Annotated in this window: 9 protein-coding genes and 3 pseudogenes; 7 read left to right on the top strand and 5 right to left on the bottom strand. The window is 51.3% G+C overall.

Annotation, left to right across the window (positions count from 1 at the left end; translation table 11 throughout):
• Window positions 1–206, top strand: a 206-nt coding sequence (locus GS12_RS20920; protein WP_034950476.1) for a transposase domain-containing protein, incomplete at its 5' end; no start/stop codon positions are given.
• A gap of 157 nt (window positions 207–363) precedes the next feature.
• Here GS12_RS20920 and GS12_RS20915 read toward each other — a convergent pair.
• Window positions 364–1,281: a hypothetical protein gene (locus GS12_RS20915; protein ID WP_152601460.1), complete on the bottom strand. Its 918-nt coding sequence runs from the start codon at window positions 1,279–1,281 to the stop codon at window positions 364–366.
• A gap of 148 nt (window positions 1,282–1,429) precedes the next feature.
• On the opposite strand from GS12_RS20915, the pseudogene GS12_RS23685 reads away from it, so the two are divergent.
• The 3 genes and pseudogenes from GS12_RS23685 to map all read left to right on the top strand — a co-directional run.
• Window positions 1,430–1,983: pseudogene (locus tag GS12_RS23685) on the top strand (IS30 family transposase); the annotation flags it as partial.
• A gap of 105 nt (window positions 1,984–2,088) precedes the next feature.
• Window positions 2,089–2,307, top strand: a complete 219-nt coding sequence (locus tag GS12_RS20910; RefSeq protein WP_034950480.1) for a ParD-like family protein — start codon at window positions 2,089–2,091, stop codon at window positions 2,305–2,307.
• Window positions 2,288–3,076: a type I methionyl aminopeptidase gene (gene map / locus GS12_RS20905; protein ID WP_034950472.1), complete on the top strand. Its 789-nt coding sequence runs from the start codon at window positions 2,288–2,290 to the stop codon at window positions 3,074–3,076. The genes GS12_RS20910 and map overlap by 20 nt, the downstream gene beginning before the upstream one ends.
• Before the next feature lie 444 nt (window positions 3,077–3,520).
• Here map and GS12_RS20900 read toward each other — a convergent pair whose 3' ends face one another.
• The gene (locus tag GS12_RS20900; protein WP_034950469.1) at window positions 3,521–5,926 is read right to left on the bottom strand and encodes a membrane-bound PQQ-dependent dehydrogenase, glucose/quinate/shikimate family; all 2,406 of its coding nucleotides are present in this window, start codon (window positions 5,924–5,926) and stop codon (window positions 3,521–3,523) included.
• A 592-nt stretch (window positions 5,927–6,518) separates the two neighbouring features.
• On the opposite strand from GS12_RS20900, the gene GS12_RS25040 reads away from it, so the two are divergent.
• Entirely contained in the window at window positions 6,519–7,079 is a 561-nt protein-coding gene (locus tag GS12_RS25040; RefSeq protein ID WP_235421288.1) for a PAAR domain-containing protein, read from the top strand.
• A gap of 3 nt (window positions 7,080–7,082) precedes the next feature.
• Here the strand turns inward: GS12_RS25040 and GS12_RS20895 are convergent.
• From GS12_RS20895 to GS12_RS20875, 3 genes and pseudogenes are all read right to left on the bottom strand, one after another.
• Window positions 7,083–8,250 (bottom strand): annotated as a pseudogene (locus GS12_RS20895) (IS3 family transposase).
• Between the two features lie 811 nt (window positions 8,251–9,061).
• Complete coding sequence (locus GS12_RS20880) at window positions 9,062–9,376, bottom strand: CcdB family protein (protein WP_034950463.1); 315 nt, start codon at window positions 9,374–9,376, stop codon at window positions 9,062–9,064.
• Entirely contained in the window at window positions 9,377–9,613 is a 237-nt protein-coding gene (locus GS12_RS20875; RefSeq protein WP_034950460.1) for a type II toxin-antitoxin system CcdA family antitoxin, read from the bottom strand.
• 231 nt (window positions 9,614–9,844) lie between these two features.
• Between GS12_RS20875 and GS12_RS20870 the strand changes: the two genes are divergently transcribed.
• Together GS12_RS20870 and GS12_RS24440 are read left to right on the top strand one after the other, a co-directional pair.
• Window positions 9,845–10,441 (top strand): recombinase family protein, encoded by a 597-nt coding sequence (locus GS12_RS20870; RefSeq protein ID WP_034950457.1) that lies wholly within the window; start codon window positions 9,845–9,847, stop codon window positions 10,439–10,441.
• Between the two features lie 86 nt (window positions 10,442–10,527).
• Window positions 10,528–10,690, top strand: a pseudogene (locus GS12_RS24440) (helix-turn-helix domain-containing protein); the annotation flags it as partial.

Below are 10,690 nucleotides of genomic sequence, written 5' to 3'. Positions count from 1 at the left end.
GTCTGGGTCGTAAAAACTTCCTGTTCTTCGGTTCTGACCATGGTGGTGAGCGGGGAGCACTGCTGTACAGCCTGATCGGAACGTGCAAACTGAACAGCGTGGATCCAGAAGGCTACCTCCGCTATGTGCTTGACGTCATCGCCGACTGGCCGGTCAACCGGGTCAGCGAACTGCTACCCTGGCGCATCACACCGCCAACTGAATAACACATCCCCGTCAATACGGCCCTCGGTGTACGCTTACCAGTAGCCCGGTTTGACAGCTGGTTCTGCAGATGCTGTATCAGCAACTGATGCGTTTCGGCAGGCTGACTGTGCAGCTTGCTTTCAATAAGGCCTCTGGCTGTTTTCTGATCCCATTTGTTCAGCCTGCTGACCACACTTTTAATACTTTTCTGGCTTGCTCCGGAAATCGCTGACCGGGAGATACCGGGCTGCACTGAGGGGGAGCGCTGCAGCGGCGCAGATGGGGCTTCAGCCGCCCGGGAAGGTCCGGGGGGGCCTGGTAGCCATAAGAAGACGACGAAGCCGCATATGCCGCCGGCTGACTGCTCCGGGTGTTGTCAGAAGGATATTCAGGCTGTTTACCCCGGGCAGTGCTGCTGAGGCTACCTCCAGCCGGGGGCTGCAGGGAAGGCGCCTCACGAAATTTGGTCCGCTCAGCAAAATCGTCTGTCAGGGGAAACTTCATTGCCCTGCCTGACTCCCACTGCAAGCCAATTTCTGAAATATCATAATTTTGCTCGGTATTGAGGGTGGCCTTAGCCACCAGAAGCCCGTTACCTTCGCGGCCCATAGGTAAGGATTTCGCGAAGTTATCACGCGTATCTGAATTTTGCCCTTTCCCTGCTTTCACAAGGGTACCGTCGGTCAGTCCATTCAGAACCTGCGTGGCGATATACTGATGTTCAGGACTGCCACTTGCCGCAACATGTCCGAGCCAGGCGTGGGTCGCAGGGCTTATCATGTGCTGTGGAATTGGCTCTCCTTTACTGATGCCACCGCCAGCAGTAGATGCAGACGATTGGGAGTAGCCGGTCTGTGGATTATAATATCCGGTCGAAGCGTTATTACGTAAAGGTTGCATAGTTTTGAGTAGTAAATTAGTCGTGCCCCCTGAGTGTCTGTTAAGCGTAAAAAGTTCGGTATCTGTGGCAGGAAACACGGGGAAAAATAAAAGTCGGCCGGATGTGATGCTTACCATCAGCATTGATAAAAAGGAACAGGACTGACAGGTAATAGCCGTTGCGCTGCTCCTCATACATGCACCTTCCGGTGCCATCAACTTTCCGCTGCAGATGACATCTTCTCAGACGCCCCGCCTGAAACCGATGCCGTGAGGAGGCGAGAGAGGAGAAACGCGAAATCAGCGTGAACCCGGTTGAGCTGGGCAAACGTCTGGGCTCTGGCGGCCCAGTTTATCCGGCTGACGCCATACCCGCAAAGGTGAAAGAGGTACGATCAACATAGTGAACGGAACGCCAATTCACGAACGCTCCCGGCATATCGATAACAGACGCTCTCTGGGGCACTGGGAAGGCGATTTAGTATCAGGCACAAAAAACTCGCCTATAGCCACACTTGTAGACCGAAAATCACGTTATACGATCATCCTTAGACTCAGGGGCAAAGATTCTTTCTCAGTGAATCAGGCTCTTACCGAAAAATTCCTGAGCTTGCCGCCTGGACTCCGGCAATCACTGACATCGGACAGAGGAATGGAGCTGGTCAGGCATCTGGAATTTACTGGCAGCACCAGCGTTAAAGTTTATTTCTGGGATCCTCAGAGTCCCTGGTAGCGGGGAACAAACGAGAACACTAATGGGTTAATTCGACAGTACTTTCCCAAAAAGACATGCCTTGCCCACTGTACTCAACATGAGCTGGATCAGATTGCAGCTCAGCTAAACAACAGACCGAGAAAGACACTGAAGTTCAAACACCGAAAGAGATAATTGAAAGGGAGGTTGCGTTGACAGATTGAATCTACAGCTCAAAGCAGACGTTAATGATAACGACAAAAATCACCATGACATCTGCCTGAGAAGGATATACGATTCATATATGTAAAGTAACGGAGTATATGTTTATGGGTATTGTTAAAATTTCGGATTTGCTGCATGAAGACGTCCGCGATGCCAGTAAAGCCATGTCGCGCTCAGTGAACGCGCAAGCCGAATATTGGATCCGCCTTGGTATGATGAGCGAGCTTTATCCGGACCTTAACTATCAACAAATCAAGCTGATGATGCTGAAATCAGGTTCTGACCGTTTAATGGAGGTGATCAATGCCATCAATTCCCATTAAAACCGTCGATGAACTTGCCCGTCAGCGTCATGCAGGGACACTGCTTGCTTCCGTCTTTGAAATGCTGGATACGTTTATTGTTCCGGGCGTCACTACTTTAGACATCAATAACCGGGCAGAAAAATTTATTGTTGAGCAGTTGCAGTCCCGCCCGGCCAGCAAAGGACAATATGATTATCCTTACGTACTAAATACCTCAGTAAATGAAGTCGTTTGTCACGGCATCCCTAAAGCTAACGAATACCTGAAATCTGGCGCTGTCGTTAACGTAGACATAACCCTGGAGAAAGGGGGACTGATTGCTGACTCCAGCAAAATGTACCTGATCGGCGACGTTTCTCCTTTAGCTCGCCGCCTGGTGAAGAAAACCTGGGAAGCCATGTGGCTGGGCATTAAAGCGGTAAAACCGGGTGCGACGCTGGGTGATATTGGACATGCCATTCAGAGGCATGTTGAAAACAGTGGCTACAGCGTTGTCAGGGAATATTGCGGGCACGGCATCGGCAAAGAAATGCATGAAGCACCGCAGGTGCTGCACTACGGTAAACCCGGTACAGGTGAAGTGTTGCGTACGGGAATGGTTTTTACCATCGAACCGATGGTGAATCAGGGCGACAGCAAAATAAAAACTAAAAAAGACGGCTGGACAGTGGTGACCCGGGATAAAAAACTCTCTGCTCAGTGGGAACACACCATAGCAGTGACCGCTGATGGTTTTGAAGTCTTAACGCTGCGTAAAGATGAAGTCATTCCAGACCATATTCTTTAAAGCCCGGTCTCTCTGTAGAAAAACCAGAGTAAACCAACGGAAGAGGACGCATAAGGTTTGCACTCGCCCAGTCAGGAGTCGCAATCAACGTTTTTTTTGGGTGGCTGATAATGAGCAACAAAACCGCTACGTCTAATTTTACTATATCAAGACAATATTAGCGGCGATCATCGCATGATTCTCGCTCAATATTCGTAACCAGTAAGCGCATACCCTGAATCACTTAAAAGTGTAATTCTTAGGGTGCGAATGACTATATTTCGCTCATAGCTGTCTGTTATGACGGTTTAAGAAATAGTCTTAACGTAGAATACGTTTCCTTTTCCAGGCGGGTTGCACAACTATCGCCCTCACCGGCAACAGTAAGCACGCGCTCTGCTCTATCAGCGGGAACCGCGCACACGTAAGGGGGCGGCCCCGCAGATCGCAGGTCTCTTGTATCAACTACTTTTCGGGCAGCGCATAGGCCACCAGTGCATCTCCAGACCGGGTTCCCAGCCCGCCATGCCCTCCGGCGGCGATGACCACATATTGTCTGCCGTCATCGCCCATATAAGTGACCGGCGTTGCCTGGCCGCCAGCCGGGAGACGCGTACGCCACAACTCTCTGCCGGTTTTCTCATCAAAGGCCCGTAAATAATCATCCGCGGTTGCCCCCATAAAGATCAGGCCGCTCTTGGTAATAATATTTCCGCCCATCATGAACATACCGGTGGGCAGCGGCGCATTGGTATGCGTACCGAAGATATTCATGTCCCGTGTCGTTCCCGCCGGGCGTTCCCAGATGATTTTCCGGGTGGTCAGATCGATGGCATACACTTTACCCCATGGGGGCGCGCTACAGGGGGATCCCAGTACCGTCAGCCAGGGTTTAACCACAGCTGCCCAGCCGGTGCCATACTGCGGGCCGACCGCAAACTCCTTCGGTTTGGGATAGGGTTGCCCGCTGTGCCAGCCGGCCCAGGGTTTCATCAGACCTTTAGCGATAGCCTCCTGACTAGTCATCATCTGCATGGTGAACGGGATGTAGCTGGTGTTGGCGATAAGCACGTTATGTAGCGGGTCGACAGACCCACCGTACCAGTCCATCACGCCGTCAAAGGCAGGATAGGCAATGGATGTGCCTTCGGCCGGTGGTGTGAATTTCCCCTGATAACGATAGCGGTGAAACTGAATGCGGCACCACAGCTGATCGAAAGGGGTTGCCCCCCACGTATCAGTCTCTTTCAGATCAGGAGGTGAGAGATCGGGCATACCTGATGAATCAGGCTGCGTGGGCGACAAATGCTCCCCCGGCAGGGAGGGAGAGGTAGGTACCGCCCTTTCCCTGACGTCTGCGAGGGGTTTGCCCGTCCGACGATCCAGCAGGAACAGCTGTCCCATTTTGGTCGTCTGCACCAGCGCTGGGATAGTGCTTCCGTTACGACCCGGTAGTTCCATAAGGGTGGGACCCACCGGCAGGTCAAAGTCCCATACGTCATGATGGACCGTCTGAAAATGCCACCGCTCTTCACCGGTGTGGATATCCAGCGCAACGATGGCGCTGGAATATTTTTCATCGAATGACCTCCTCTTGCTGCCATAATAATCCGGCGTTGCATTCCCCAACGGAATAAAGATCAGTCCCAATTTCGCGTCCGCCGTATAGGTTCCCCACCCATTGGGAGTCCCATGGGTATAGGTTTCTCCCGGCCTGAGCGGGGCGTTGGCTGGGGTCCGGCCCATATCCCACGCCCATGCGGGTTTTCCGGTGGCTTCATCATAAGCGCGCACCACGCCGGAAGGTTCGCCTTTGGCCTGATTATCATAAATCCAGCCACCCAGAACGATCTTTCCATCCATCACCATCGGTTGAGAAGTGATAAAATGAAAGCCTGGCGGTACGTCCCCCATATTGTCCGTAAGGCTGACGTAGCCGTTATTACCGAAGTTTTTACAGAGCTTGCCCGTCTTTGCATTCAGCGCCACCATACGCGCGTCAGCGGTGGTACTGATGATTTTCTCCGGACAGTCGCTGTCTGAATTTACTGCACTGTAGGCGACTCCGCGGCAGGCCAGATATTCGTTAGCTGAAGTATCACTATGCGGATCAAATTTCCAGCGCTGCCGTCCGGTAGTGGCGTCCAGCGCAATAATCTGGCGGTGGGGCGTGCAGATGAACAGGCTATTACCCACCTTGACGGGTGTCACCTCGAAGCTGAACTCCCGACCCGCGCTATCCTCCCCCTTACGCATGACATCACCGGTGTTATAGCGCCAGGCGGGTTTCAGTTCGGCAACGTTCACCGTCGTGATTTGTGTCAGAGGCGAGAAGCGCTGACCGGCAGCATTATTACCATAGTAACGCCAGTCGCTGCTATCCGCCTGCGTGCCAGGCTGAGCTGTAAAACCGGGGAAGGGATGGTGCGAAACAAAGCGTTCGCCTGTAATGTGCCAGCCGCTCCAGAAAATGGTGATAATCACCGCCATATAAAACACGCCGGGAGCCAGTCCATAGCGTATCCTGCGCGCAACGGTGACGATCGGCTTTTGAATCCAGGGTAGACAGAGCCAGATGCCCAGCAGGGCGAACGAAAACAGCCTCGGCATCAGTTGCCAGCCATCCAGTCCCACCTCCGTCAGTGCCTGAATCGTGCAGATAATAAACGTCAGCAGATAAAGGATCAGTCCCGCCGGACGTTTAAGCACAAGCAGAACCCCTGACAACAGAAAACCTGCGCCGGTGAGTAAATACCAGCCCGTCCCGCCCTCAATGACCAGCCAGCCGCCCAGCGCGAGCAGCGTAATACCGCACAGACACACAAAAATGCCGGTAATAAACGTCAGTATTCCCCGATGGTTCTTTTTCACGGATACCCCGCATGTAAAGTAAAGTAAATAAAGCCTAATCAAAAATGAAAGGTCCGCCGTGTAATTTTGCGATAAGGACGTAACGGAATGTGTCGCGGTCCGCGCATGCCTGAAACGGTACATTTCACTTATTCTGTTCAGCCTGTTATTGCCTTTACCCTGCTGTTGAGGCGCGAAATATCTTCAGAAGTGAAAAAGCTGCTTCAGTATCGTTGTTTTCTATAGTTAAGGCTGACATGGCGGATGACCGATTCGCGACACATGATGATTACAGAGCCTTTAACAGGCCGGGGAGAGTACGATGGTAAGCACAAGCCGAAATGTAGTGGTTTACTGAATTTTGCCCCCTCCACTCCCCAAAAGTTCTTTTCACGTCAGAAACCACCAGAAGCCATACCAGCCTCTCCCGACCTTTCTTAAGGAGTATGCCTCACCCCTGAACGCAGCTCACAGGCCCGTACAGATCGTCTGACAGGTATCCATAACGACAATCGCCGCTGCACCAAACCGAACATTTTTTACTCGCCATGATTTAGCTTTAGTCACATCTTGGGTATTGTTCCTGCGATATCAATATGGTTCATGAGGGATTATGGCTACGGGATACTTTCTGTATCATCTGGATAAAACCAGATGTGGGGGACGAATTCTTTCCGGTGCGTCTGACACCGACTGCGAAATAGGCGGCATTTTACGGCAGCAGGTCCGGGAGGGTGACCCGGTGACCTGCGGGAAGCATGAGGGGCTTTTCCGCGTCTGTGGTGGCATGGGAGACACCTATGAAGTCGGTGGTGTCCTGAAAGAGTGGGCGGGGTCGCTGGATAGCTACAGCTCCTGTCCCTGCCGGGCCCGGTTCGTTCCGACAGTATTTTCACACTATTATGAAAGTGATTGTAATGCTGGTCGCGTGGCAGAGCGAGCCAGGGAGGCAGAGAAGAAAGCCCTGATAGCCCGGCAAGATATAATGCCCGAAAATAGTCTGACGGGTGCCGCTGTTGCTGCCTCTACGGCAGTACTGGTATTTGCTAAATCAGTGCTTCGCGGTACTGGCAATACTGATGCAGGAACAGCAGAAGAGCCACAAACCAATATTGGCGAAATGAGTTTTTACCGGTCCAGCCCATCACAGCCAGCTCCTGAACCAGAACTGTAGTGGTCAACAAAAACTGGCCACCGCGTTAGAGTTTTCCAGTATCGGTTTTCCGATTCGTTGGGTGGTAACCCGCCGTTATATTCATGCGGCCTGAGCGCGCTGTAATACCCAACGATATAATCTGTTATTTCATGGGCAGCATCGCTGAAGCTTACGTAACCCGTCACCGGCACCCATTCGTTCTTCAGACTCCTGAAGAAGCGCTCCCTCGGGCTGTTATCCCAGCAGTTTCCACGCCGGCTCATACTCTGTTTGATCCGGTACCGCCACAATAACTGCCGGAACTGCCTGCTTGTATAATGACTACCCTGGTCGCTGTGGAACATCACCCCGACGGGCTTACCGCGAGTTTCCCATGCCATTTCCCGCGCTTTCATGGTGAGTCTGCTGTCCGGCGAGAACGACATTGCACGGCCCACTGGTTTTCTTGCGAACAGATCGGGAACAACGGCGAGGTACGCCCAGCGCTTACCTGTCCAGATATACCTCACGTCGCCGCACCACACCTGATTTGGCTCTGTCGCTGCGAACTGCCGCTCAAGGTGATTCGGGATAGCGACATGTTCATGGCCGCCACGTTTATACCGATGAGTCGTCTGCTGGCAACTGACCAGTCCCAGCTCTTTCATCAGTCTGCCAGCATGCCAGCGTCCCATCCGATAGCCTCTCCGGGTTGCCATTGTGGCGATGCTCCTTGCTCCGGCAGAACCATGGCTGATGTTATGCAGCTCCATCACCTGGCTTCGTAATGCAGCCCGCCTGCCGTCTGGTTTTTCAGGACAGTTTTGCCAGTATTTGTAGCTGCTGCGATGGACCCCGAACACATGGCAGAGTGTGGCCACAGGATAACGCGCCCTGAGTTTCCCGATTATCGAGAACTGTTCAGGGAGTCTGACATCAAGAGCGCGGTAGCCTTTTTTAATATTTTGTTTTACATTTCAATACGTTGCAGATTTTTCTTTAGCTCACGTATTTCGATTTGTTCCGGGGTTATCGGAGAGGCGTTTGACGTTTTGCCCTGCCGTTCATCACGCAGCTGTTTTACCCATTTCGTCATTGTAGAAAGGCCAACGTCCATGGCCTTCGCTGCCTGAGCGGCTGTGTAATTTTGATCGACAACCAACCGGGCTGATTCACGTCTGAATTCAGGACTAAAATTTCTTCTTTTCATTGGAGCACCTGTGTTGTTCTGAGGTGAGCATATCACCTCTGTTCAGGTGGCCAAATTCAGTAAAACACTACACTCAACAGCGCCTGAACGGTTTCTTCCTCAAAGGCGGTACGATATTCAGGATCGTACATCGATTCCTGTTTCTCATGATGCATTTTCATTTCGCTGTTCGTGCTCCGTAAGTCTTTTACCGGCCAGTGCCATTTCAGACGCAGGTTAGACCTTTTCCGTTTACGTTTTCGCTGCATACAGGCTGAGTTCGCGTGGGGCAGCGTTTGTCCAGGCTGCCCCTGAGACTATAGCGGTCAGAACATAACGGACACAGCCTGCGGAGGGATGTCTCCGTCCAGACAGAAGATTTCTCTTCCATCTCACTCAGCAGATTTTCAAGCGCCTTTCTCACGAGGGCGACACTGACTTTCCCACTGTCTATCAGCCTGTTCCCGTCCTCTAAAAGAATCTGCGCTGCGCTTTTGAAACGCCCTGGTAACAGGTGTGTGTCAATTTGAACCAGACTCCTGTTACTGTGGAGGAAGCGATTTGCTGTTGAATATTCGCCTGCAAGTGAAAGCACTGTTCCCGCAGAACCGCCCGTGGCAGCCGTATGACGAATTATATCCGCCAGATAGTCATCGCCCGTTTTTTTGTCTGACATAAAGTTCCGCTCCAGGCCGTACTGCGTGATTTCTTGAGCATCAGCATCATGTGCGCGGTAAACCAGCCTTGGAACAGGATTGTTTCTGACATAATTTCTTATTGGGCGAACCAATTTTTTTGAGATGTATGGAAATAATCAGCTACGGAAAAAAGATCAAATGCCATCAAAAAGAAAATCAATTGAGGCTTTAATCTGCATACGATAAGGGGATGCATCGCAGAATTCGGCCCCCAGCGAACGGGCAGGGATACTCGCCATTTCATGGGTCATCACGACATATTCATTACCGTCAGTGAGTCTGATTAGCGGAATCAGTCGTTCCGGTCGTGCACTGCCGGGATACTTTTCTACCGGCAGTAATGGGATTATAATCCTGCGGTTTAGTTGACCAATAATATCGCTTGTTACATCAAGCAGCAGAGGATAAACGGCGCTTTTCCCGGTGTTACTGTATACAGTGAACTGCATTTAAAAAGTCCTGTATTCATCACTGAAACAACCGTGTTCGTCGTGAAAGCGATTAAGGGCTTCAAGCGCTTCGTGGTTCTCTTCCTGCCACCTCCTGGTTTCGTAATGACGCAATTCAGCGTCAAGCGCTGCAACGAGTGTGGCACTTAGATTAATTCCGGCTTGACGCGCGCGAGTCAGTAGAGAGCGTTCTACGGTCATGGTCACGCTTTGTGTTGCTCGTTGTTTGACGGACATAAATACCTCATTTCAAATCACGTTTAGCTTACACGGCTCATTAGACGTAATGATAACACTTAAAAATAATGTGCGCTAAAAAGACGGCAATGTTACCGTTTCGCGATTAAATCTTCCGTACGAATATGACCGGTTCCGTACACATACAATATGGGATGTACGAAAGTGAATGTTTTTTATTTAGTACATGCGTTATAATTAGTACATCTTTTTCGTACATAAAGTAATGTAATGTCACGATTTTTTGCCTACTGTAGGGTGTCTACCCTCGAACAGAATACTGAGAATCAGCGTCGTGAGATTGAAGCGGCCGGATTCGCTATCCGGCCGCAGCGTCTTATTGAGGAATACATCAGTGGTTCAGTCGCTGCTGGTGAACGCCCGGGGTTTATGCGCCTGCTTGACCGGATGGAACATGGCGATCTCCTGATCGTAACCAAGCTGGATCGCCTCGGTCGTAACGCGATGGATATAAGGAAAACCGTGGAACTGCTCGCCACGTCAGAAATACGCGTTCACTGCCTGGCATTAGGCGGTGTGGATCTCACCAGCCCGGCCGGAAAAATGACAATGCAGGTTATTTCTGCGGTCGCTAAGTTTGAGCGTGACTTGTTACTTGAGCGTACCCATGCTGGTATCGCACGGGCTAAAGCATCGGGAAAGCGTTTTGGTCGCCCGCCAGTTCTGGATGACGAACAAAAGAAATCTGTGTTTCTGCGTCTTAATGAAGGAAAAAGCGTTAGTGCGATCGCCCGTGAATTTAACACTACGCGCCAGACCATTCTCAGAGTAAAAGCTGCAATGGAAAATGCTAATCTTTGCCCATGAGCTGCTCTTTCAGTGCCTGTCCGCTTTGTGCTGTGAGTTCAACGGGTCGATGCAACGCTATCCTTAATCAAGGGGGGGACGTTGCAATGAAACGAAGAACGCGCATTTACTACACGCCCGAACAGAAAGCGATTATCTGGGACAGATATAAGCAAGGTGATTCTCTGCATGATATCGCCAGAATGTTCGACAGATACCACTCTTCTATAATGCCCACTATTCACCAGACTGGTGGATACCGTCCCCCTG

The organism is Erwinia oleae, from assembly GCF_000770305.1.
In the GTDB taxonomy this organism is placed as follows: domain Bacteria; phylum Pseudomonadota; class Gammaproteobacteria; order Enterobacterales; family Enterobacteriaceae; genus Erwinia; species Erwinia oleae.
The sequence above is the reverse complement of the archived record's forward strand: the minus strand, read 5'-3'. Positions and strand labels throughout refer to the sequence as shown.

Coding starts and splice junctions, on each gene's coding strand:
- GS12_RS20915 (WP_152601460.1), bottom strand. CDS start 1,281: ATGGCACCGGAAGGTGCATGTATGAGGAGCAGCGCAACGGCTATTACC.
- GS12_RS20910 (WP_034950480.1), top strand. CDS start 2,089: ATGGGTATTGTTAAAATTTCGGATTTGCTGCATGAAGACGTCCGCGAT.
- map (WP_034950472.1), top strand. CDS start 2,288: ATGCCATCAATTCCCATTAAAACCGTCGATGAACTTGCCCGTCAGCGT.
- GS12_RS25040 (WP_235421288.1), top strand. CDS start 6,519: ATGGCTACGGGATACTTTCTGTATCATCTGGATAAAACCAGATGTGGG.
- GS12_RS20880 (WP_034950463.1), bottom strand. CDS start 9,376: ATGCAGTTCACTGTATACAGTAACACCGGGAAAAGCGCCGTTTATCCT.
- GS12_RS20875 (WP_034950460.1), bottom strand. CDS start 9,613: ATGTCCGTCAAACAACGAGCAACACAAAGCGTGACCATGACCGTAGAA.
- GS12_RS20870 (WP_034950457.1), top strand. CDS start 9,845: ATGTCACGATTTTTTGCCTACTGTAGGGTGTCTACCCTCGAACAGAAT.